Origin of the sequence: Polaromonas naphthalenivorans CJ2, from assembly GCF_000015505.1 — a bacterium.
Classification (GTDB): Bacteria; Pseudomonadota; Gammaproteobacteria; order Burkholderiales; family Burkholderiaceae_C; genus Polaromonas; species Polaromonas naphthalenivorans.
Genome location: NC_008781.1, coordinates 2065612 through 2087091, shown reverse-complemented (window position 1 = coordinate 2087091; position 21480 = coordinate 2065612). Strand labels below are relative to the sequence as shown.

Annotated in this window: 20 protein-coding genes and 2 pseudogenes; 15 read left to right on the top strand and 7 right to left on the bottom strand. The window is 63.9% G+C overall.

Annotated elements, in window-relative coordinates:
• The first annotated feature begins 10 nt into the window (after positions 1 to 10).
• The 12 genes and pseudogenes from hypB (at position 11) to PNAP_RS28320 (ending at position 12342) form a co-directional block, all read left to right on the top strand.
• Complete coding sequence (hypB, locus tag PNAP_RS09840) at positions 11 to 997, top strand: hydrogenase nickel incorporation protein HypB (protein ID WP_011801353.1); 987 nt, start codon at positions 11 to 13, stop codon at positions 995 to 997.
• A gap of 5 nt (positions 998 to 1002) precedes the next feature.
• Complete coding sequence (locus PNAP_RS09835) at positions 1003 to 2220, top strand: Kae1-like domain-containing protein (RefSeq protein ID WP_011801352.1); 1218 nt, start codon at positions 1003 to 1005, stop codon at positions 2218 to 2220.
• Positions 2211 to 2468, top strand: coding sequence for a HypC/HybG/HupF family hydrogenase formation chaperone (locus PNAP_RS09830; RefSeq protein WP_011801351.1), 258 nt, complete (start codon positions 2211 to 2213; stop codon positions 2466 to 2468). Before PNAP_RS09835 ends, PNAP_RS09830 begins: the two co-directional genes overlap by 10 nt.
• Positions 2465 to 3610: a hydrogenase formation protein HypD gene (gene hypD / locus PNAP_RS09825; RefSeq protein ID WP_011801350.1), complete on the top strand. Its 1146-nt coding sequence runs from the start codon at positions 2465 to 2467 to the stop codon at positions 3608 to 3610. Before PNAP_RS09830 ends, hypD begins: the two co-directional genes overlap by 4 nt.
• A complete protein-coding gene (gene hypE, locus PNAP_RS09820; protein WP_011801349.1) occupies positions 3607 to 4671 on the top strand; it encodes a hydrogenase expression/formation protein HypE in 1065 nt (354 codons plus the stop codon). Before hypD ends, hypE begins: the two co-directional genes overlap by 4 nt.
• Before the next feature lie 22 nt (positions 4672 to 4693).
• On the top strand, positions 4694 to 5227 hold the full coding sequence (locus tag PNAP_RS24940) for a hypothetical protein (protein WP_011801348.1): 534 nt from the start codon (positions 4694 to 4696) through the stop codon (positions 5225 to 5227).
• Complete coding sequence (locus PNAP_RS09810) at positions 5224 to 7032, top strand: enoyl-CoA hydratase-related protein (RefSeq protein ID WP_011801347.1); 1809 nt, start codon at positions 5224 to 5226, stop codon at positions 7030 to 7032. The genes PNAP_RS24940 and PNAP_RS09810 overlap by 4 nt, the downstream gene beginning before the upstream one ends.
• Complete coding sequence (locus PNAP_RS09805) at positions 7029 to 8489, top strand: sigma-54-dependent transcriptional regulator (protein ID WP_011801346.1); 1461 nt, start codon at positions 7029 to 7031, stop codon at positions 8487 to 8489. Before PNAP_RS09810 ends, PNAP_RS09805 begins: the two co-directional genes overlap by 4 nt.
• A gap of 2 nt (positions 8490 to 8491) precedes the next feature.
• Positions 8492 to 9502: an NADH-quinone oxidoreductase subunit B family protein gene (locus PNAP_RS09800; RefSeq protein WP_011801345.1), complete on the top strand. Its 1011-nt coding sequence runs from the start codon at positions 8492 to 8494 to the stop codon at positions 9500 to 9502.
• On the top strand, positions 9499 to 10956 hold the full coding sequence (locus tag PNAP_RS09795) for a nickel-dependent hydrogenase large subunit (RefSeq protein ID WP_011801344.1): 1458 nt from the start codon (positions 9499 to 9501) through the stop codon (positions 10954 to 10956). Before PNAP_RS09800 ends, PNAP_RS09795 begins: the two co-directional genes overlap by 4 nt.
• A 9-nt stretch (positions 10957 to 10965) precedes the next feature.
• Positions 10966 to 11673, top strand: a pseudogene (locus PNAP_RS28325) (PAS domain-containing protein); the annotation flags it as partial.
• Positions 11674 to 12060: 387 nt separating this feature from the next.
• Positions 12061 to 12342, top strand: a complete 282-nt coding sequence (locus PNAP_RS28320) for a sensor histidine kinase (RefSeq protein WP_408633755.1) — start codon at positions 12061 to 12063, stop codon at positions 12340 to 12342.
• 13 nt (positions 12343 to 12355) lie between these two features.
• Here the strand turns inward: PNAP_RS28320 and PNAP_RS09785 are convergent, their stop codons facing one another.
• Genes PNAP_RS09785 through mltG form a run of 6 tightly spaced genes read right to left on the bottom strand, consistent with a single transcriptional unit; the run spans position 12356 to position 17167 of the window.
• Positions 12356 to 13027, bottom strand: a complete 672-nt coding sequence (locus PNAP_RS09785) for an ankyrin repeat domain-containing protein (protein WP_011801342.1) — start codon at positions 13025 to 13027, stop codon at positions 12356 to 12358.
• Positions 13024 to 13821 carry a TatD family hydrolase gene (locus tag PNAP_RS09780; protein ID WP_011801341.1) on the bottom strand — a complete coding sequence of 266 codons (798 nt, stop codon included), beginning with the start codon at positions 13819 to 13821 and terminating at the stop codon, positions 13024 to 13026. Before PNAP_RS09780 ends, PNAP_RS09785 begins: the two co-directional genes overlap by 4 nt.
• A 31-nt stretch (positions 13822 to 13852) precedes the next feature.
• On the bottom strand, positions 13853 to 14233 hold the full coding sequence (locus PNAP_RS09775) for a PilZ domain-containing protein (protein ID WP_011801340.1): 381 nt from the start codon (positions 14231 to 14233) through the stop codon (positions 13853 to 13855).
• Positions 14234 to 14256: 23 nt separating this feature from the next.
• A complete protein-coding gene (locus PNAP_RS09770) occupies positions 14257 to 15378 on the bottom strand; it encodes a DNA polymerase III subunit delta' (RefSeq protein ID WP_011801339.1) in 1122 nt (373 codons plus the stop codon).
• The gene (gene tmk / locus PNAP_RS09765) at positions 15375 to 16157 is read right to left on the bottom strand and encodes a dTMP kinase (protein ID WP_011801338.1); all 783 of its coding nucleotides are present in this window, start codon (positions 16155 to 16157) and stop codon (positions 15375 to 15377) included. Before tmk ends, PNAP_RS09770 begins: the two co-directional genes overlap by 4 nt.
• Positions 16158 to 16159: 2 nt before the next feature.
• Positions 16160 to 17167, bottom strand: a complete 1008-nt coding sequence (mltG, locus tag PNAP_RS09760; protein ID WP_011801337.1) for an endolytic transglycosylase MltG — start codon at positions 17165 to 17167, stop codon at positions 16160 to 16162.
• An 88-nt stretch (positions 17168 to 17255) separates the two neighbouring features.
• On the opposite strand from mltG, the gene ygfZ reads away from it, so the two are divergent.
• Together ygfZ and PNAP_RS25620 are read left to right on the top strand one after the other, a co-directional pair.
• Positions 17256 to 18209 carry a CAF17-like 4Fe-4S cluster assembly/insertion protein YgfZ gene (gene ygfZ, locus PNAP_RS09755; RefSeq protein WP_011801336.1) on the top strand — a complete coding sequence of 318 codons (954 nt, stop codon included), beginning with the start codon at positions 17256 to 17258 and terminating at the stop codon, positions 18207 to 18209.
• A 24-nt stretch (positions 18210 to 18233) separates the two neighbouring features.
• Positions 18234 to 19085, top strand: a pseudogene (locus PNAP_RS25620) (NRDE family protein).
• Between the two features lie 99 nt (positions 19086 to 19184).
• Here the strand turns inward: PNAP_RS25620 and PNAP_RS09745 are convergent.
• Positions 19185 to 20150, bottom strand: a complete 966-nt coding sequence (locus PNAP_RS09745; protein WP_011801335.1) for an alpha/beta hydrolase — start codon at positions 20148 to 20150, stop codon at positions 19185 to 19187.
• Positions 20151 to 20320: 170 nt separating this feature from the next.
• On the opposite strand from PNAP_RS09745, the gene PNAP_RS09740 reads away from it, so the two are divergent.
• Positions 20321 to 21457 carry an iron-containing alcohol dehydrogenase gene (locus tag PNAP_RS09740; protein ID WP_011801334.1) on the top strand — a complete coding sequence of 379 codons (1137 nt, stop codon included), beginning with the start codon at positions 20321 to 20323 and terminating at the stop codon, positions 21455 to 21457.
• Positions 21458 to 21480: the final 23 nt, after the last annotated feature.

The following is a 21480-nucleotide window of genomic DNA, read 5'->3' as shown; positions in this document are numbered from 1 at the left end:
GAATTGAATCATGTGTGTCATTTGCGGTTGCGCCGACAGCGGCGAAAAAATTCACGAATATCGCCACGAGCCCGCCCCTTTGCCTGTAGCGTCGGCGCCGCAGGTTGATGCGCAGACCGGCGACCTGCACTTTGGCGCCGGTTCGGCGCGCGTGTCGGTGCCCGGCATGAGCCAGGAGCGCGCCATCAGGCTCGAAACCGACATCCTCGGCGCCAACAACCGCATCGCCCGCCAGAACCGCCTGCATTTCGAGGCGCATGGCGTGACGGCGCTGAACCTGGTGTCCAGCCCCGGCTCGGGCAAGACCACCTTGCTGTGCGCCACCATCGAAGCGCTCAAGCAGCGCCATCCGGGGCTGGCGGTGTCGGTCATCGAAGGCGACCAGCAGACCAGCTTTGACGCCGACCGCATCCGCGCCACCGGCGCCCCGGCCATTCAGGTCAACACCGGCAAGGGCTGTCATCTGGATGCGCCCATGGTGGCCGAGGCGTTTGGGCGCCTGCACTCGCACGGCAGCCATGAAGCGGCCCATCACCACGGCCATGAGGAGCACAGCCTGCTGTTCATTGAGAACGTCGGCAACCTGGTCTGCCCCGCCGCGTGGGACTTGGGCGAAGCGGCCAAGGTGGCCATCCTGTCCGTCACCGAAGGCGAGGACAAGCCGCTCAAGTACCCCGACATGTTTGCCGCTGCCCGCCTCATGGTGCTCAACAAGACAGACCTGCTGCCGCACCTGCAGTTTGACGTGCAGCGCTGCATCGAGTTTGCGCGCCGTGTCAACCCAGGCATTGAAATCATCCAGCTCTCGGCCACCACGGGTGCGGGCATGGACGCCTGGCTGCACTGGCTGGAGCATGCGATGGGCGGGCAGACTGAGCACTCCCACGCGCATGTCGATTCCGCCAGCCACGGCACGACCGAGGCTGTGCTGCGCCAGCGCATCGCTGCGCTTGAAGCCGAACTCGCCGCAGCGCACGCCGCAAGCGCTGCGGCCTGAACACCATGCCAAACCCGATGCCGTCGCCATCATCCCGCCCCGTGCTGGCGGTCGGCGCCTGGCTGAAGAACACCGCCTGCCTGCTCGACGCGACCGGCGCCCACGGCTCCGACCTGCACGGCGACCTGCGCGACGCCCAGGCCTGCTGCGCGCTGGAAGCCTCGGCGCGCGATCTGGCCGCACGGTCCAGCCAGCCGATAGCGGCCATCGCCCACGACCTGCACCCTGACTTCTACAGCACCCGGCTGGCCCTGGCGCTGGCCGAAGAATGGCAAATCAACGCCATCGGCGTGCAGCACCACCATGCCCATATCGGCGCGGTCATGGCCGAGCATGGCCTGAACGAGCCGGTCATCGGCCTGGCGCTGGACGGCGTGGGGCTGGGCACCGATGGCACGGCCTGGGGCGGCGAATTGCTGTGGGTCGCGCCCGGCGCTTGGCGGCGGCTGGGCCACCTGTGGCCGCTGGGCCTGCCGGGCGGGGATGCGGCCGCGCGCATGCCATGGCGCATGCTGGCCTCGGCTCTGCATGCGATGGGGCGCAGCACCGAGATCGAGCCGCGCCTGTCGGCGGCCGTGGGCGCCGGTCCCGCCCGGATGATTCAACGAATGCTGGAAACCGGCCTGAACTGCCCGGCCACCACCAGCGCCGGGCGCTGGTTCGATGCCGCCGCCGCCGCCCTGGGCCTGCACCTGCTGGAACAGACCGAAGCCGAAGCGGCCATCGCGCTGGAGCAGCAGGCGGCCCGCTGGCTTGATGCGGCTCAGGCAGCGGACGCGGTGATGACGCGCCATGAATCGGGCATTGAAACCGACACCGGCGTGCTCGATATTCGCCCCCTGCTCTGCGCCTTGCTGGACTGGCCAGAAGCGGCGGACAGGGTCGGCGCGGCGGCGGCCTGGTTCCATCTGGCCCTGGCGCATGCGCTGGCCGACTGGGCCGCGCATGCAGCGCTGCAGGCCGGATGCCGCATCGTCTGCCTGGGCGGGGGCTGCTTCATGAATGCCATCCTGGCCCGCGAGGTCACGCGCCGGCTGCACAGCCATGGCTTGCGGGTTTTCCGGCCCCAAACGAACTCCTGCGGCGACGCCGGCCTGGCGCTGGGCCAGGCCTGGGTCGTGGCGCAACAGCTGGATTCCCCCGGTTTCGGCCTGGCCGACGAGATTGCATCCACTCAGCCCTTCACATCACTTCTTCCTTCTGAAAGCCTGCCATGTGCCTAGCCATTCCTGCCCGGCTCGTCGAGCTGCTGCCCGGCGAGCAAGCCATCGTCAACCTGGGCGGCATCCGCAAGACCATCTCGATTGCCCTGATCGACTCGGTCGAGGTCGGCGACTACGTCATCGTCCATGTCGGCCACGCCATTGGAAAAATAGACCCGGAAGAAGCCGCCCGCACCCTGGCGATGTTCGGCGAACTGGCCGAGGCCGGCAGCGAGCCTGTTTCTCCCCCCATGAAAGCCGCAGCATGAAATACATCGACGAATTCCGCGATGGCGACATCGCCCGCAAGATCGGCGCCCGGCTGGCCGAGGAAGTGCAGCCCGCACGCCAGTACAGTTTCATGGAGTTTTGCGGCGGCCACACCCACGCCATTTCACGCTACGGCATCGCCGAAATGCTGCCGCCCAATGTGCGCATGGTGCATGGCCCCGGCTGCCCGGTGTGCGTGCTGCCGATTGGCCGCATCGACCTGGCCATCAAGCTGGCGCTGGAGTTTGGCGTGATTGTCTGCACCTACGGCGACACCATGCGCGTGCCCGCCTCCAACAGCCTGTCGCTGGTCAAGGCCAAGGCGCGCGGCGGCGACATCCGCATGGTCTATTCGGCCGCCGACGCGCTGGAAATCGCCCGCCAGAATCCCGAGCGCGAAGTGGTCTTTTTTGCCATCGGCTTTGAAACCACCACGCCGCCCACCGCGCTGGCGATTCGCGACGCGCAGCGGGCGCAGCTGAAAAACTTCAGCGTGCTGTGCTGCCATGTGCTCACGCCCTCGGCCATCACCCATATCCTGGAGTCGCCCGAGGTGCGCCAGTACGGCACGGTGCCGATTGACGGCTTTGTCGGGCCGGCCCATGTCAGCATCGTGATTGGCTCGCAGCCCTACGAGCATTTCTCGGACGAATACCGCAAGCCGGTGGTGATCGCCGGCTTCGAGCCGCTCGATGTGATGCAGGCGGTGCTGATGCTGGTGCGCCAGGTCAATGAAGGACGGGCCGAGGTGGAAAACGAATTTTCCCGCGTGGTCTCGCGTGAGGGCAATTTGCAGGCCCAAGCACTGGTGTCGGAGATTTTCGAACTGCGCACAACGTTCGAGTGGCGCGGGCTGGGCGAAGTGCCCTACAGCGCGCTGAAGATCAGGCCCAGCTATGCGCAGTTTGACGCTGAATGCCGCTTTGACCTGCGCTACCAGCCGGTGGCCGACAACAAGGCCTGCGAGTGCGGAGCGATTCTTCGCGGCGTCAAAAAACCGACCGACTGCAAGATTTTTGGCACCGTCTGCACGCCGGAAAACCCGGTGGGCTCGTGCATGGTGTCCAGCGAAGGGGCCTGCGCCGCCCATTATTCATACGGCCGTTTCCGGGATATTCCCGTCGTGGTGGAATCAATATGAGCCCGGTTAAAATAGCCTATATCCGTCCGCTGGACATTCGCCATGGCTGCATCGACATGGGCCACGGCGCCGGTGGGCGGGCGGCGGCCCAGTTGATCGAGGAGCTATTCCTGGCCGCCTTCGACAACGAATTTTTGCGCCAGGGCAATGACGGCGCGGTGTTCGCACCACCTGCGCTGCCGCCCGGCGCGCGCTTGGTGATGGCGACCGACGGCCATGTGGTCTCGCCGCTGTTTTTTCCGGGCGGTGACGTGGGCTGTCTGAGCGTGCATGGCACCGTGAACGACGTGGCCATGTCCGGCGCTACGCCGCTGTACCTCACGGCCAGCTTCATCCTCGAAGAAGGCTACCCGCTGGCCGACCTCAAGCGCATCGTCGATTCGATGGCGCAGGCGTCCAGGGAAGCGGGCGTGCCCATCATCACCGGCGACACCAAGGTGGTCGAGCGCGGCAAGGGCGATGGCGTGTTCATCAGCACCACCGGCCTGGGCGTGGTGGCGCCGGGCGTGGACATTGCCGGGAGCAACGCCCGGCCCGGCGACGTGGTGCTGCTGTCGGGCACCATCGGCGAGCACGGCGTGGCGGTGCTGTCGCAGCGCGAATCGCTGGAGTTTGAAACCACCATCGAGTCCGACACCTGCGCCCTGCATACCCTGGTGGCCGCCATGTTGCAGGCCGCGCCGGGCGGCGTTCGGGTGCTGCGCGACCCGACGCGCGGCGGGCTGGCCACCACGCTCAACGAGGTGGCGCGCCAGTCGCGCGCCGGCATGATGCTGCAGGAGTCGGCGATTCCCGTCTTGCCCGAGGTGGACGCGGCCTGCGAACTTCTGGGGCTGGACCCGCTGTACATCGCCAACGAAGGCAAGCTCATTGCCATCTGCGCGCCCGAAGCCGCTGATGCGGTGCTGGCGGCCATGCGAGACCATCCGCAAGGCAGGGCCGCCGCCCGCATTGGCGTGGTGACCGAGGATGCGCATCACTTCGTGCAGATGAACACCCGTTTTGGCGGCCGCCGCGTGGTGGACTGGCTGAGCGGCGAGCAGCTTCCGCGCATCTGTTAACTGTTAACCGGGAGCAAGCCAGATGGAGACAAACCTGAACGGCGTCTATAAAAAGTCCACCAAGGGCTGGGACGAACTGAAAATGCGCGCTGCCGGACTGGATGCGGCAGCGCGCTCCATGCTCATTTTGCTCAATGGCATGGATTCGCTGGCGACTGTGGAGCGCAAGCTGGGGCGCGACATCCTGCCGCCCCTTGAAGTCCTTCGGGGGCTGGGGCTGGTCGAACGCCTGGAAACCTCAAAGACTGCCCGCGCTGCAGCAGCCAGTCCGCAGCCGGTCCAGTCCGAACCACCTGCTTCGCCTGGCAAAGAAGCTGTCCCGCCTGCACCGCCGGATGCCAATGACAAGGTCGTGCGCTGGAATGCCCTGCGCCGCCAGGTCATGGTTCGTCTGGCCCCGTCTTTTGGCCCCGATCTGATGACGGTACTGGCTCCCCTGATGAAGGCCGATTCCGACGCCAGCTTTCTGGCGGCCATCAATGCACTGGAAACAAAAATCGCCATCTACCAGGGGAAAAAAGCGGCTGCCAAGCTGCTGGAGGGCTTGCGGCCATGACATCGCCGGTAGTGCGCATCCTGCTGCTGTGTCACAGCTTCAACAGCCTGAGCCAGCGCCTGTTTGTGGCGCTCAAGGCCGAGGGCCACCAGGTGTCGGTGGAACTGGATATCTCAGACAGCGTGACCGAAGAAGCGGTTGCGCTCTTCAAGCCCGACTTGCTGGTGGCTCCGTTTTTGAAACGCCGCATCCCCGAAACGGTGTGGTGTCGCCAGCCCTGCCTGATCGTGCATCCCGGACCACCGGGCGACCAGGGTCCGAGTGCGCTGGACTGGGCGCTGCTCGATGGCGCCCGGCGCTGGGGCGTCACGGTGCTGCAGGCTACTCATGACTATGACGCCGGCCCGGTGTGGGCCAGCGCAGAATTTGCCATGCGGGATGCAACCAAAGGCAGCCTCTACCGCCATGAAGTGGCGCATGCTGCCGAAACTGCCATGCTGCAGGCCGTGCGCAGTTTCATTGCTGGCACAACCCCCGAATCAGCGTCTGCCGGGGCAAAAGGTGCCGGTCTTGCGCCCGCACCGGCCCGCTGGCGCCCGCTGGTCAGGCAGGCCGATCGCGCGATTGACTGGACATCTCACACCACGGCCCAGGCACTGGCCCGATTGCACAGCGCCGATGGCCAGCCCGGCGTGGCCGACCGGCTGTTCGATCAGCCCTGCCGGATCTGGGATGGGCATGCCGCCACCCCGGAACTCATGCAGTCGTTCCCCGGTGCCCCGGCCGGTGCCGTGCTGGCGCAGCGAGACGGCGCCGTGCTGCGCGCGACGGTGGACGGTGGCCTGTGGATTGGCCAGGCCTGCCTGCTTGACACGGCGGGTGATTCAGGTTCTGGTGCGAGCGGGTTTCCTGCGCCCCGGTTCAAGCTGCCGACGGCCATGGCGCTGGCCCGGCACTGCGCGGCACTGCCCGAGCTTGCCGTGGCGCTGGAACGCGACCCGGCCGAATGGGCCGAACTGCATTACGCCGAATCTGGCCCGCCGGAGGCCCGGGTCGGCTACCTGTCCTTTGACTTCTACAACGGGGCCATGTCCTCGCGGCAATGCAAGGCACTGCTGGCCGCGCTGCAGGAAATCAGGCGCAAGCCGTTGAAGGTTCTGCTACTGCTGGGCGGGCAGGACTTTTTCAGCAATGGAATCCACCTGAACTGCATCGAGGCCGCAGCCCATGGCCTGGGGGAAGACGGCACGGGCAGTGCCGCAGACGCATCCTGGCACAACATCAATGCCATGAACGACGTGGCCCAGGCCCTGATCACCACGACGGACCGGATCACCGTGGCCGTGCTGCGCGGCAATGCCGGAGCCGGCGGTGCTTTTCTAGCCCTGGCGGCTGACGAGGTCTGGTCGCACCAAGGTGTGCTGCTCAATCCGCATTACAAGAACATGGGCAATCTGTATGGCTCTGAATACTGGACCTATCTTCTGCCCAGGCGCCTGGGCCAAAAGGCGGCCCAGCAACTGATGCAGCAGCGCCTGCCGGTGTCTGCACAGGCGGCCCAGGAAATAGGGTTGATCGACCGCTGCTTTGACTGCACGGCAGCGAAATTTGAAGGGATTTTTGGGGAGCAGGCCCAAGCGCTGGCCAACGCCTACAATTTGCCGGAACATTTGCTCCGCAAGCAGGAGCAGCGTGCCAGCGATGAAGCGACACGGCCTTTGGCGCACTACCGTCAGGAAGAATTGTCCCGCATGCACCGAAACTTCTACGGATTTGATCCCAGCTACCATATGGCCCGTTTTCACTTCGTGCACAAGCTGGCCCATGCCTGGACGCCCAGGCATTTGGCGATTCACCGTTCATGAACCTCTCTGATTCACTGCCCAGCATCCTCGTGGTGGACGACGAAGTGCATTCGCAGGCTGCCATGCGGCGAACGCTCGATGAAGACTTCACCGTGTTCACGGCCAGCGATGCCGACGAGGCCAGAGCCCTGCTGGAGCGCCAGGCGGTCAGCGTGATCTTGTGTGACCAGCGCATGCCCGGGCTGACCGGCGTGGCTTTTCTGAAAGAGGTGCGCGAGCGCTGGCCGGACACGGTGCGCATCGTGATTTCCGGCTATACCGACACCGAAGACATCATCGCCGGCATCAATGACGCAGGCATCTACCAGTACATTTTGAAGCCCTGGGTGCCGGACCACCTGCTGCAAACCGTGCGCACAGCCGCCGAGGCGCAAACCCTGCAGCGCAGCATGAACCAGCTGGACCTGGAGCTGCGCACCAGCACGCCGGTGCTGCGCCAGCGGGTCGCCCACAAGCTGGCGCAGGCGCGCAGTGTCTTTGACTTTGAGCGTATCGAACGCGGCTCGAACAGTCCCTTGAATGCGGTCTGCAGCATGGCCGAGCGGGTGGCGCGCTATGACCTGAGCGTGCTGGTGCTGGGCGAGTCCGGCAGCGGCAAGGAGCTGATCGCTCGCGCCATCCACTACGCCAGTCCGCGCGGAGGCGGCCCGTTCGTGGTGGAAAACTGCGCGGCCATTCCTGACACATTGCTGGAGTCCGAACTGTTCGGCCACAAGCGCGGCTCCTTCACCGGCGCCTATGAAGATCGCCCGGGACTCTTTCAGCGGGCCAACGGCGGCACCGTTTTCCTGGACGAGATTGGCGAGACCTCCCCGGCTTTTCAGGTGCGGGTGCTGCGGGTGCTGCAGGAAGGCGAGGTGCGGCCGGTGGGGGCGGCACGTCCCGTTCCGGTCAATGTCCGGGTGATTGCCGCCACCCACCGCGACCTGGAGCAGCGGGTGCATGAGGGCCTGTTCCGCAAAGACCTGTACTACCGCCTGGCCGGCGTGTCGATCACCGTGCCGCCGCTGCGCGAGCGCGCGGGAGACATCGCGCCGATTGCCCGGCGCCTGGTGCGCGATGTCGGCGCCGAGCTTGGCCGGCCGGGCGCCACGCTCAATGACGAGGCCTTGGCCTGCCTGATGGGCTACCCGTGGCCGGGCAATATCCGGGAACTGCGCAATGAGATTGCCCGCGCCGTGGCCCTGAGCGACGGGGACGAGATTCAGGCGCAGACCTTTTCACTGCGCGTGCTGCACGGCCAGGCCGGTCTGGCCGCCAGCGGCCAGGCCGCCGACCAGGCGCTGTCGCTGCCGAGCAGCGGCACCCTGAGCGAGCGGCTCGATGCGATTGAAACCATGGTGCTGCGCGAAACCCTGCTGCGCCACCGCTGGAACAAGACCCACGCCGCCAGGGAGCTGGGCCTGTCGCGGGTCGGTCTGCGCGGCAAAATGGTCCGTTTCGGACTGGAGGGCTAATCATGACCAACCCGGCCTTCAATGTGCTCTGGCTGCAGTCGGGTGGCTGCGGTGGCTGCAGCATGTCGCTGCTGTGCGCCGACACCACCGATTTCCATGGCCACCTGCGTGACGCCGGCATTCACCTGCTGTGGCATCCGTCGCTGTCGCTGGAAAGCGGTCATGAGCTGATTGGCCTGCTGGAGCAAATCGTGTCCGGACAGGTGCGGCTGGATGCGCTGTGCATCGAAGGCTCGCTGCTGCGCGGCCCGCACGGCAGCGGCCGCTTTCATGTGCTGGCCGGCACGGGCATTCCGATGATTCACTGGGTCAGGCAGCTGGCAGCGCAGGCGCGCCATGTGGTGGCCGTGGGCAGTTGCGCGGCCTGGGGCGGCGTCACCGCTGGCGGCAGCAACCCGACCGATGCCTGCGGCCTGCAGTACGAGGATGACCGTCCCGGCGGCCTGCTGGGCAGCGAATTCCGCTCGGCCAGCGGCCTGCCCGTCATCAACATCGCTGGCTGTCCGACCCATCCCGGCTGGGTCATTGACAGCCTGATGGCCCTGGCCAGCGAGACCCTGGGCGACGCTGACCTAGACACGCTGGGCCGGCCGCGCTTTTACGCCGACCAGCTGGTGCATCACGGCTGCACCCGCAACGAATACTACGAGTACAAGGCCAGCGCCGAAAAGCCGTCTGACCTTGGCTGCATGATGGAACACCGGGGCTGCAAGGGAACGCAGGTGCATGCCGACTGCAACACCCGCCTGTGGAATGGCGAGGGCTCCTGCACGCGCGGCGGCTATGCCTGCATCGCCTGCACCGAACCCGGCTTTCAGGAGCCCGGCCATCCGTTCCACGAAACGCCCAAGTTCGCCGGCATCCCGATTGGCCTGCCGACCGACATGCCCAAGGCCTGGTTCGTGGCGCTGGCATCGCTGTCCAAATCCGCCACGCCCCGGCGGGTCAAGCTCAATGCCGTGGCCGACCATCTGGTGGTGGCGCCCTTGGCCCGCAAGACCCGATTGAAATGACCCGCCTGCTTGTCGGTCCCTTTAACCGCGTCGAGGGCGACCTCGAAGTCACGCTGGACATTGATGACGGGCGGGTCACCTCCGCCCGGGTGAACGCCCCGATGTACCGGGGGTTCGAGCAGATCTTGCAGGGCAAGAACCCGCACGATGCGCTGGTCTATGTGCCGCGCATCTGCGGCATCTGCTCGGTCTCCCAGTCCGTGGCCTGCGCCCGTGCCCTGGCCAGCCTGGGCGGCATAGCACCGCCGCCCAATGGCCAGCATGTCACCAATGTGATGCTGGCCACCGAAAACCTGGCCGACCACCTGACGCATTTCTACCTGTTCTTCATGCCTGACTTCACCCGGCCGGTGTATGCCCGGCAGCCATGGCATGCCGAGGCCTTGCGCCGCTTTGCCCCGCAGACGGGCGAGCAGACCCGCGCCGCAATTGCGGCGCGCCAGCGCTGGTTCACGCTGCTCGGCACGCTGGCCGGCAAATGGCCGCACACCCAGAGCGTCGAAGCCGGCGGCTCGACCCGCCCGGTGGAGGCGGCCGAGCGGATTCGCCTGCTGGCCAAGGTGCGCGAATTCCGCAGCTTCCTGGAGCGCGAGCTGTTCGCAGCCCCGCTGGAGTTGATCACCGGCCTGGACAGCGAGCAAGCCCTGTGGGACTGGCATGCCCAAGACCCGTGGCGTGGTGATTTCCGGCTGTTCCTGAGCATGGTGCAAAGTGCCGGACTCGCCAGCCTGGGGTCGGGGCCGGGCCGCTACCTCAGTTACGGGGCCTATCCGCAGCCGGGCGGTGGCTTTGAATTCGGCAGCGGGGTCTGGCTTGCCAGCACGGGCAGCTTGATGCCGCTTGACGTGAGTGGCATCCGCGAAGACGCGACCCATGCCTGGCTGTCCGATGCCGCCGGGCCGCGCCATCCTGTCGAAGGCATCACGCTGCCCGATATTGACAAACCCGATGCCTACACCTGGAACAAGGCGCCCCGCCTGGCCGGGCAGGTGATCGAGACCGGCGCCATTGCCCGGCAGCTGGCGGCGGCTCATCCGCTGGTGCTCGATGCGGTGCGGCGCCATGGCGGCACGGTTTTCACACGGGTACTGGCCCGCGTGCTGGAACTGGCCCGCGTGGTGCCCATGATGGAAAACTGGCTGCGGCAATTGCAGCCCAACGCGCCTTATTGCGTGCCCAGCCCGGCTTTTACCGAAGGCGTGGGCGTGGGCCTGAGCGAAGCCGCGCGCGGCAGCCTGGGCCACTGGGTGGTAGCCAGCCGGGGCCGGATCGCCAATTACCAGATCGTGGCCCCGACGACCTGGAACTTCTCACCGCGTGACAAGGCGGGCACGGCGGGCGCACTGGAGCAGGCGCTGGAAGGCGCCCTGGTACAGCCGGGCGAAGCCACGCCAGTCTCGGTGCAGCATATCGTGCGCTCGTTCGACCCTTGCATGGTGTGTACGGTGCATTGAAAATAGCGCATGCCCGCCTCATCAAACCCTGACGCTGCCCACGGCCGGCCGCCCGGTCTGGAAAGCCTGATGCCGGGCAACGCCATGGAGGGCCTGGACGAGTCCACCTGGGTGGACGTGATCCAGAAAATGGACGAGGTGTATTCGCAGCTCATCGACGACGAAATCGAACTGGAGAAGAAAAATGCCGAGCTGGAGCAGTCCCAGCAGTTCATCCTCAGCGTGCTCTCGGCCATGTCCGACGTGCTGCTGGTGTGCAACGAGCGCGGCGTGATCGAGGAAACCAATGCCGCGCTGTGCGAGCTGGTGGGCCGCGCCGAGGCCGACCTGCACGGCACCTCCTTTTATGACCTGCTGGCCGACTCCGTCAGCGTGGAGCGGGCGCGCACCGTGCTGGACAACACCAACCCGCCGCGCCGGGGCGAAGGACTGGAGCTGAACCTGCTCGATGCGCAGGGCCAGAGCGTACCGGTCGATGCCAATTGCACCCCGCGCGTGGGCGCCAACGGGCGCCGCGTGGGCACGGTGTTCGTGGCCCGGCCCACGGCCGAGATCAAGCGCGCCTACCATGAGCTGCGCAGCGCCCATGAAGCCCTCAAGCGCGCCCAGCAGCAACTGCTGCATTCCGAAAAGATGGCCTCGCTGGGCCGCCTGGTGGCCGGCGTGGCGCATGAACTCAACAACCCCATCAGTTTTGTACTGGGCAACGTGCATGCGCTGAGCCGCTATTGCGACCGCCTGCGCCAGTACGTGGCGGCCGTGCATGCGGGCGAAAGCAGCGAACAGCTCGAAGAACTGCGTGCCAGGCTGCGCATCGACCACATGCTGAATGATCTGCCGTCGCTCATCGAAGGCACGCTGGAAGGCGCCCAGCGCACGGCCAATATTGTCAATGGGCTCAAGCGTTTTTCCGCCATGGACCCGGAAGCCCGGGTGCCGGTCGATTTGAATGAGGTCATCAAGCGCGCCATTCACTGGGTCGGCAAAGGCGCAGCCCCCAGTTTTCAGGTGAAATGGCAGCCTGGACCTCCTTTGACGGTGACGGGCAGTTCTGGCCAACTGCAGCAGGTCTTGATGAACCTCTTGCAAAACGCACAAGACGCGATGACAGGCAATGCCAATGCGGAAAAAGTGGTATGGATTGATACCGAATCCGCCGGGAATCGTGTGCGCCTGCGGCTTCGTGACAACGGCCCGGGCATAGCGGCAGAACATCTGTCACATATTTTTGATCCGTTTTTCACCACCAAGCCCGTGGGCAAGGGAACTGGCCTGGGCCTGTCGATCAGCTATGGCATCGTGGAACAGCACGGTGGCGTGTTGAGCGCAAGCAACCACCCTGGTGGTGGCGCCGAGTTCTTGCTTGAACTGCCTGTTGCCTCCTGAATATCAGGCCCGTTTACCACTTGCCGCTTGGCCGTTTGCTTCTTATGGCTGCGGCAATCGCTTCCACGGCATCAGGCCGATTGCTGCGTTGCGCAAAATCCAGCGCCGTCAATCCTTGTTGGTTTTTGAGCTTCGGATCGGCGCCTTCCTGGAGCAATAATTTAACGGATGCTGCTGAACCGTACATTGCGGCCATCATCAGTGGCGTGCTGCCGTTCGGCGACTCGGCGTCTATGTACGCGCTGCTTTCCAGCAGCAAGCTGATGATCGCAACCTGTCCACTGCTAGCGGCGTAATGCAGAGGCGTCCATCCGGTTTTGTTGACGTCCGCGCCTTTTTTGATCAGTTTGTCAGCCCATTCCAGTTGTCCCTTGAGTGCTGCCAGCATCAATGCGCTTTCTCCCTGCGCATTGAGTTTGTTCACATCGGTTTTGTTCCATTCGATCAAAACCTGTGCAGCCTTTGGCGAGGGCTCCCTCAATGCAAGGTACAACCCGGTCTGGCTCTTGGCGTCTGTTGTATTGGCGTCAAAACCCCGGACAAGAAGTTCCTTGATCTTGCCTGCATTGTCTTGCTTGATGGCATTGAAAAAATCATCGTAGGAGCCGGCATGCGCCAAGCCAGCGCCTGCAAAAACCAGCAGGAAAGACAGTTTCCTGAGGTAGCCGGGAATGGATGCAGTCATGTGTTTACGCCCGTGAACAATTGTTCAAAATTCCGGCTGGTGGCCTGTGCAATCACTTCGAGTGATACCTGCTTGATCTCGCTTATTTTTTGTGCAACCAGGGGTACATACGACGGATTATTGGTCTTGCCACGGTAAGGCATGGGCGCCAGATACGGACTGTCGGTTTCGATCAAGATGCGGTCAAGCGGCACAAAACGGGCGACCTCCCGAATGTCAGCTGCATTCTTGAAGGTAATCACGCCTGAGAACGAGATGTAAAAACCAAGGTCCAGCGCGGCCCGGGCAACGGCCTGGGTTTCAGTGAAACAATGAAAAACGCCACGCGCGGGCGCGTTTTTTCCAGCGCTGCCACCCTCCTCTTTCAAAATGGCCAATGTGTCTTCTGAAGCGTTCCGGGTGTGGATTACCAGGGGTTTGCCGGTGTGGCGCGCAGCGCGGATATGCACCCGAAAGCGTTCACGCTGCCATTCCATGTCGGCGACAGTGCGCTCGCCAAGCCGGTAGTAGTCCAGGCCTGTTTCGCCAATCCCGACTACTTTTGCCAAACCTGCAAGTCTTACAAGATCGTCAAAGCCGGGTTCCTGTACGTCCTGATTGTCAGGGTGTACGCCAACGGTGCACCAGAAATTGTCGTAGGTGGTGGCGAGTTGATGAACCGTTTCAAATTCTTCCAGTGTGGTGCAAATACACAATGCTCTGCCAACCTGGGCTGTTTGCATGGCTTGCCTGATTTCAGGCAGGTTTTCCTTGAGTTCCGGGAAACTCAAATGGCAATGTGAATCAGTGAACATTGATTTCTAATTTCAATTATGTAGATGAGATTCAAATCGTATGCGTGGGCCGGTTCGACCCCAGGCTAGAGCCCAAAATTTCTTCGACTTTGGCCTTAAGTGCGCGCGATTTCTCGTCAGAGGGAAACTTTACGCCAATGCCTTGTACCTGGTTGCCGGCCGCATGGACTGGCGTGATCCATGCGACTTTTCCCGTGACCGGGTAGCGTTGCGTTTCTTCCGGAAGCGTCAGCAAAACATAAACGTCGTCACCAAGCTTGTACTCGCGGGTGGCGGCAATAAAGATACCACCATCCTTGAACAGCGGAATATAGGCCGAATAAAGCTCACTTTTCTCCTTGATGATCAACTGGATAATGCTGGGCCGGGATGCCGGGGCGGCGGCAGGACTGGAGAGAGGTTTTGTGCTCATGACGCTAATTTTTCCATGACGGTTTATCTGGCATTGAGTGCTGTCTTTGCACGGCTGACCAGGGATTCAATCAGCAAGCCGGGGTTGTAGGGATGCTCAACGGTACGGGCAATGGCGTTCAGATCCCTGGACCAGCTGGCCAGCGCCTGCAGGCCGGCTCCAGCCGGATGATGAGGCGCACCGCCTGGCTTGCCAGACGCCAATGCGGGCAGGTCTTTTGCGCTGAAAAAACGGGGAGACGCACCCACCCGGACCGCCCACATGTCGTGGCAAAGCTTTTGCAGGGCATCGACCGCCGTGGCCGGCGCCCAGTCAGTCAGGGCGCTTACATCGCCCCGGGCCATGGCTTTGGGCAAAGCCTGCCAATGCTGCGCCGCTTCGGCAGCCGGGCTGTTTTGCGCCCATGTCAGCGCGTCCGCGGGACGGCCGCCAGCCCCCAGCAACAGCGTCTTCAAATCAGCGGCTTCAGGAGGAGCGAGCTGCTTTTTCAGGCTGCCTTCCGCACTATTCCTAGGGGCAGCTTCGCTGCCAAGCCAGGCCAAAGCCTGCTCAAAATCAGGCCAGACCATGGTGTGGCCCAGGCAGCGGCTGCGGATCGTCGGCAGCAGCTGATGCGCCGCTTCGGTGGCCAGAATGAATTTGACCGCGCCTGGCGGCTCTTCGAGGGTTTTCAGCAGCGTGTTGGCCGTGATGTGGTTCATGCGTTCGGCAGGAAACACCAGGACCACCTTGGTCGTTCCGCGCGAGCGGGTGAACTGCGTGAACGACACCGCTTCGCGCGCCGCATCGACCTTGATTTCCTTGCTGGGCTTGCGCTTTTTGCTGTCCAGCTCGTCCTGCGTTTTTTCATCCAGTGGCCAGCCCAGCGCCAGCGACAGGGTTTCGGGCAGCAACATGCAGAGGTCGGCATGCGTATGGACCTGCACCGCATGGCAGCTGCCGCAGTGGCCGCAAGCGCCCTGCGCCGTCGGCTGTTCGCACAGCCAGGCGGCTGCCAGCGCCAGCGCCAGTTCAAACTGGCCGAGCCCCGACGGCCCGCCAAGCAGCCAGGCATGGCCGCGCTGCGCCAGAAGGCTTTCCAGCTGGATTTGCAGCCAGGGGGCGAGGCGCCGGGAAGCGGTCAAGGGTGTATTGGCGTCGTTCATGGCAAGGCAGCGGCTTGCAGCCATCCCTTTTCGACAAACACCTGCCGGATGCCCTGCCATACGGCTTCGCGGTTTTGCGAGGCGTCAATCCGGGCAAAGCGTTCGGGATGGCCAAGCTGGCGCTCGGCGTAGCCCCTGGCAACACGGCGGAAAAACTCCACCGGCTGCGACTCGAACCTGTCGGGGACGCGGCTGTCCGCCAGGCGCAGGGCGGCTTCTTCGGGCGGCAGGTCGAACCAGACCGTCAGGTGGGGCTCGATGACGGTTTCGACTTCGGGCTTCATCGGCTGGTTGCCGGCCGGGTCGCCCAGCAGGCCTTCACCGGACTGCACCCAGCGCTCCAGCGTCGCCAGCACCTTCACATCAAAGCCGCGCCCCGCGCCCTGATAGGCAAAGGTCGCGTCGGTGAAGCGGTCGCACAGCACCACATCGCCGCGCAGCAGGGCCGGCGCAATCACGCGCACCAGGTGGTCGCGCCGGGCGGCAAAAATCAGCAGCGACTCGGTCAGCGGGTCCATGGCATCGTCCAGCACCATGTTGCGCAGTTTTTCGGCCAGCAAGGTGCCGCCCGGCTCGCGCGTCAGGGTCACTGCCCGGCCCTCGGATTGGAAGGCGTCGGCCAGACCGGCGATGTGCGTCGATTTTCCGGCGCCGTCGATGCCTTCAAAACTGATGAACAAGCCCTGGGAATGCGAAGGCCGCCGCGCCGGGCCGCCCAAAGCAAGGCCAGCCCCCTCGGGGGGCAGCGTAGTACGCGAAGCGACAAGCGTGGGGGTCATATCTATCGGCCTCGAATGTATTTGTTGACGGCACGGTTGTGCCCGTCCAGGTTGTCGCTGAACTCGCTGCTGCCATCGCCGCGCGAGACAAAGTAAAGCGCCTTGGTCGGTGCGGGCTGCACCGCTGCCAGCAGGGCCGCTTTTCCGGGCATGGCGATAGGCGTCGGCGGCAGTCCGGTGCGGGTGTAGGTGTTGTAGGGCGTGTCCATTTGCAGGTCGCGCTTGCGCAGGTTGCCGTCAAACTGGGCACCCAGGCCATAAATCACGGTGGGGTCTGTCTGCAAGGGCATGCCGATGCGCAGGCGGTTGCTGAAAACGCCGCCAATCTGCGCCCGGTCCGAGGTTTTCCCGGTTTCCTTCTCAACAATGCTGGCCAGGATCAGCGCCTGCTCCGGCGACTTCAAGGGAGAGTCGGCGCTGCGCAGGCTCCAGGCGGCATCGAGCCGCCTGTCCATCGCGCGGGCGGCACGCCTGAGCAGGGCCAGATCGCTGGAGCCTTTGGCATAGGTATAGGTGTCGGGGAAAAACCGGCCTTCAGGATGGATGCCGGGCTTGCCCAGCTTTTCCATGATGGTTTCAGGGCTTAGCGCAACAGTATCGGGCGTTAGCTGCTCTGCTTTTTGTAGCGCATCGCGAACCTGCCTGAAGGTCCAGCCTTCGACCAGCGTGATATTTTGAAGCGTTTCCTCACCGCGCACCAGCATGCTCAGCAGTTTGCGCGGCGTGGTGCCGGGAAGCAGTTCATAACTGCCGGCCTTGATCAGCCGGGCCTGCCCCGAGAAACGAAACCATGTCTGCAACCAAAGCACGGGCACGTCAGCGCCGCTGGCAACCACCGCTTCAGCGACGCCGTTGGCCGTTGTGCCATATTCAATTTCAAGGTCAGCCACTTGGTTGCCTGGCTGCAGCCTCAGCGGCATGGGTGCATGCAGCCACCACAAGACCGCGCCAGACAGCGCCAGCACTGCGGCAAACAACAGGATCAATAGACTTCTAAAAACACGACGCACAGCCCAATGACCTTTTCAACACAAGAAACCAGAAAAACCAAGGGGCTATGATAATTCAGGCCATCTACCCACCACAACGGACCGCTCCATGACCCTGACCAGCCCAACGCCACCTATTTCGGGCATTGTCCAATTGACGCATCTCGGGCTCATTCGGGCCGCCGGCGAGGATGCGGTGAAATTCTTGCAAAGCCAGTTGACGCAGGACGTGGCGTTGATGGACTTGACGCAAGCCCATCTGGCGGCATTTTGCAATGCCAAGGGCCGGATGCAGGCCAGCTTTATTCTGTTCAAACGCAGCCAGGAGGAAGTTTTACTGGTCTGCAGCCGTGACATTCTGGCGGCAACGCTCAAGCGCCTGTCGATGTTTGTGATGCGCGCCAAGGCAAAACTGAGCGATGCCAGCGACGAGTTCTCGCTCTATGGCGTGGCGGGCAGCGCTATTGAATCCATGGCTGGTAGCACACGGCCTGCCTGGACCAAAGCTGATATTGGCGATGCAAACATGGTCTTTCTTTATCCCGGCGCCGGCCAGTTGCGCGCGCTGTGGTGCGCGCCTGCCGCCTCGCCCGCGCCCCAGGCGGCAGGCATTGATCTGGAAACCTGGAACTGGCTTGAAGTGCAGTCGGGCATCGCCATGATCACCCAGCCGATTTTTGAAGCTTTTGTGCCGCAAATGCTCAACTACGAGTCAGTGGGCGGCGTGAACTTCAAGAAAGGCTGCTATCCGGGCCAGGAAATCGTGGCGCGCAGCCAGTACCGCGGCACGCTCAAGCGGCGCGCCTGCCTGGTGCATGCCGATGCAGCGCCTGCCGTCGGGCAGGAAGTGTTTCATATAAAGGATGCCGAGCAGCCTTGCGGACTGGTGGCGGCGGCGGCGGCGAATCCGGCCGGCGGTTTTGACGCGATTGTGTCGATACAGACCTCTGCGGCGGCTGATGCGGCGGAACATGCCGGTGAGAAGCGCCTGACTTTGGGCAGTTCAACAGGCGCGGCCCTGGCGCTGCTGCCGCTGCCCTACCCTTTGCTGGCTGATATTTAAACCCACGGCTGCAACAATCTTGCCATGTGCCTGATTGCCTTTGCCATCGGCGCTTCGCAGCGCTGGCCTTTGGTGATTGCGTCGAACCGGGACGAGTTTTTAAACCGGCCGACGCTGCCGCTTGCCCGCTGGCAAACGCCCCGTGGGCGGGAAATCATCTCCGGGCGTGATGTGCGCGCGGGCGGAACCTGGCTGGGCATGACGCCCGGCGGGCGCGTGGCCTTCCTGACGAATGTGCGCGAAGCCGAGCCGAAAGCTGGATCGTGTTCACGGGGTGAACTGGTCACCCGCTGGCTTGAAGCCGATGGCGATGGCTTTGTGGCGTCGCTGGAAAAAGGCGAAGGCACTTACGGCGGCTTCAACCTGGTGCTGGGCGATGTCCAGCGCAATGCCTGGCACTGGCTGACCAACAAGTCGATGGCATCCGTTTAAGGCTGGCAGGCGCAAGCGCTGGAGCCCGGCGTGTATGGGCTGTCGAATGCAGCGCTGGACACGCCCTGGCCTAAAACGCTTGAATTGAAGCAAAGTTTGGCGGCGGCCTTGCGTCAGGAAACGAAAACCCATGACCAGGAGGTTCTGCGAAGGCCCCTCTGGTCAGCGCTGGCCAATCGTCAGCGAGCGCCTTCCGATAAATTGCCCGATACGGGCGTTTCCCAGGCGCTGGAACTGGCCTTGTCCAGTGCCTTTGTCGAGTTCCCGGAATATGGCTATGGGACGCGCTGCAGTACGGTGCTGGTGGTCAGCAGAAAAGAAGACGGTGTAGTGGCGCCCTTGCTGGAAATTGATGTTCAGGAAAAGACTTATTGCCGTTCTGAAATCGACAGCATGCCAGAAGCGCCCATCGCTTGCACTGCCGCAGTGAGCTTTTTTTGTTGATGCGTTTTTGTTTTTGACTCGGTCTTTTTATTGAAAACAACGTGTAGATTACATTTAAACAAATGATGCGTGCTCGCTATACCGCTTGCCATCATTGGCTCACAGTGGATGTTTCAAATGAAAGGCATGGCGCAGCGCCCGGGCTGCATCGGCATGCGCATGGCGGGCCTCGGGAATGATGCGGCCCATCTTGATGAACTCATGGGTCACGCCACGGTAAATCTCCAGATCGACCGCCACCCCGGCGGCCCGCAGCCTGTCGGCATACATCAGCCCTTCATCGACCAGCGGGTCGCATTCGGCCAGCCCGAACCAGGCCGGCGCCACATCGTCCACATGCTCGGCGTTGAGCGGCGCAAAACGCCAGTCTTCCCGGTCAGCCGGGCCGCGCAGGTAGTGGTTGAAAAACCAGCGGATGTCCACCTCGTCGAGCACAAAGCCCTTGGCGAACCGGCGGTGCGAAACCGTGTCCTGATGCGCCGCGCAGCCGGGGTAAAACAGCAGCTGCAGCGCCAGCGGCAAACCGGCGTCGCGGGCCAGCAGGGCACACATCGCGGCCAGCGTGCCACCCGCGCTGTCGCCGCCCACCGCCAGATGCCGCGCATCAAGCCCCAGCCCGGTGGCGTGGCCGGCCAGCCATTGCAGCGCGTCCCAGGCATCATGGGCCGCCGTGGGAAACTGGTATTCGGGCGCCAGCCGGTAGTCCACCGACACCACCGCGCAGCCGGCCAGATGGCTGAGTTGCCGGCACAGCGTATCGTGGGTGGCGATGCTGCCAATCGTGAAGCCGCCGCCGTGAAAGTACACCAGCACCGGCAGCGCTTCGGTCGATGGCGCGTACAGGCGGGCCGGCACGGCATGGCCGTCACGCACCGGAATGCTGAAATCATCGACCCGCGCCAAGGCCGGTTTGGGAATTTCCAGCACGCCTGAGCCCGCTTCGTAGGCCAAGCGGGCTTGCTGCGGCGTCAGCGTGTGAAATGGCGCGCGACCGGCGCGCGCCATGCGGCTGAGCACATCGCGCATCGCGGGCGTCAGCAGGCTTTCGGGGGTTCTGAAATGCATTTAACGGAACCCGACGCAAACCGGCAGCGACGACACGGGCGCGCCACAACGCAGCATCGCCACAGTGGCCGCCATCAGGGTTTTCTTGTCATTCAAGGGGGGTTCCAGCCATTAAAGTAGGATTTTCAGCAACAGCCTCGCATCGTACAACGCAAAAAAGGGACGCAATCATGGCCTTCATTTACTACGTCACCCAGGTCCAGTTCGAATTCGGCGCCATCCAGTTGCTCAGCCAGGAATGCAAGCGCGTCGGCATCACCCGGCCTCTCATCGTGACCGACCCGGGCGTGAAGGCCGCAGGCATTTTGCAAAAGGCGCTGGACGCCCTGCCCGGCATGACGGTCGCGGTGTTTGACCAGACGCCGTCCAACCCGACCGAAGCGGCGGTGCTTGCTGCGGCAGAACTCTACAAGACCAGCGGCTGCGACGGGCTGATTGCTGTGGGCGGCGGCTCGGCGATTGACTGCGCCAAGGGCGTGGCGATTGCGGCGACGCACGAAGGCCCGTTCACCCGCTACGCCACCATCGAAGGCGGCTCGCCAAAAATCACCGGGCGCGCCGCCCCGCTGATTGCCGTTCCCACCACCAGCGGCACCGGCAGCGAAGTCGCGCGCGGCGCGATCATCATCGTGGGCGACCACCGCAAGCTCGGCTTTCATTCCTGGCACCTGGTGCCGAAAACGGCGATTTGCGACCCCGAACTGACGCTGGGCCTGCCCGCGCGCCTGACCGCCGCCACCGGCATGGACGCGATTGCGCATTGCATGGAAACCTTCATGTCCGCCGCCTTCAACCCGCCGGCCGATGGCATCGCGCTCGACGGCCTGGAGCGCGGCTGGGCGCACATCGAGCACGCCACGCGCGATGGCGGCGACCGCGAAGCGCGGCTGAACATGATGAGCGCCTCGATGCAGGGCGCCATGGCCTTCCAGAAAGGCCTGGGCTGCGTGCATTCGCTGAGCCACAGCCTGGGCGGGGTTGATCCGCGCCTGCACCATGGCGCGCTGAACGCCGTGTTTTTGCCGGCCGTGGTGCGCTTCAACGCCGGGGCCGAATCGGTGCAGAAAGAGCATCGGCTGGCGCGCATGGCCCGCGTCATGGGCCTGTCGTCAGGCAGCGAGATTCCCGACGCCATCAAGGCCATGAACGCCCGCCTCGGCCTGGCCCCGGGCTTGGCGGCGATGGGTGTGCAGCCGGGCCAGTTCAGCCAGATCATCGAAGGCGCGCTGGCCGACCATTGCCACCAGACCAATCCACGCCTGGCCAGCGTGCAGGACTACGAGGCCATGCTGAAAGATTCGATGTGAGATTCGATTCGCCAGGGTCAGGC

Bases quoted from the DNA above. Each gene is read 5' to 3' on its own strand.
- hypB (WP_011801353.1), top strand. From the start codon at position 11: ATGTGTGTCATTTGCGGTTGCGCCGACAGCGGCGAAAAAATTCACGAA.
- PNAP_RS09835 (WP_011801352.1), top strand. From the start codon at position 1,003: ATGCCAAACCCGATGCCGTCGCCATCATCCCGCCCCGTGCTGGCGGTC.
- PNAP_RS09830 (WP_011801351.1), top strand. From the start codon at position 2,211: ATGTGCCTAGCCATTCCTGCCCGGCTCGTCGAGCTGCTGCCCGGCGAG.
- hypD (WP_011801350.1), top strand. From the start codon at position 2,465: ATGAAATACATCGACGAATTCCGCGATGGCGACATCGCCCGCAAGATC.
- hypE (WP_011801349.1), top strand. From the start codon at position 3,607: ATGAGCCCGGTTAAAATAGCCTATATCCGTCCGCTGGACATTCGCCAT.
- PNAP_RS24940 (WP_011801348.1), top strand. From the start codon at position 4,694: ATGGAGACAAACCTGAACGGCGTCTATAAAAAGTCCACCAAGGGCTGG.
- PNAP_RS09810 (WP_011801347.1), top strand. From the start codon at position 5,224: ATGACATCGCCGGTAGTGCGCATCCTGCTGCTGTGTCACAGCTTCAAC.
- PNAP_RS09805 (WP_011801346.1), top strand. From the start codon at position 7,029: ATGAACCTCTCTGATTCACTGCCCAGCATCCTCGTGGTGGACGACGAA.
- PNAP_RS09800 (WP_011801345.1), top strand. From the start codon at position 8,492: ATGACCAACCCGGCCTTCAATGTGCTCTGGCTGCAGTCGGGTGGCTGC.
- PNAP_RS09795 (WP_011801344.1), top strand. From the start codon at position 9,499: ATGACCCGCCTGCTTGTCGGTCCCTTTAACCGCGTCGAGGGCGACCTC.
- PNAP_RS28320 (WP_408633755.1), top strand. From the start codon at position 12,061: ATGACAGGCAATGCCAATGCGGAAAAAGTGGTATGGATTGATACCGAA.
- PNAP_RS09785 (WP_011801342.1), bottom strand. From the start codon at position 13,027: ATGACTGCATCCATTCCCGGCTACCTCAGGAAACTGTCTTTCCTGCTG.
- PNAP_RS09780 (WP_011801341.1), bottom strand. From the start codon at position 13,821: ATGTTCACTGATTCACATTGCCATTTGAGTTTCCCGGAACTCAAGGAA.
- PNAP_RS09775 (WP_011801340.1), bottom strand. From the start codon at position 14,233: ATGAGCACAAAACCTCTCTCCAGTCCTGCCGCCGCCCCGGCATCCCGG.
- PNAP_RS09770 (WP_011801339.1), bottom strand. From the start codon at position 15,378: ATGAACGACGCCAATACACCCTTGACCGCTTCCCGGCGCCTCGCCCCC.
- tmk (WP_011801338.1), bottom strand. From the start codon at position 16,157: ATGACCCCCACGCTTGTCGCTTCGCGTACTACGCTGCCCCCCGAGGGG.
- ygfZ (WP_011801336.1), top strand. From the start codon at position 17,256: ATGACCCTGACCAGCCCAACGCCACCTATTTCGGGCATTGTCCAATTG.
- PNAP_RS09745 (WP_011801335.1), bottom strand. From the start codon at position 20,150: ATGCATTTCAGAACCCCCGAAAGCCTGCTGACGCCCGCGATGCGCGAT.
- PNAP_RS09740 (WP_011801334.1), top strand. From the start codon at position 20,321: ATGGCCTTCATTTACTACGTCACCCAGGTCCAGTTCGAATTCGGCGCC.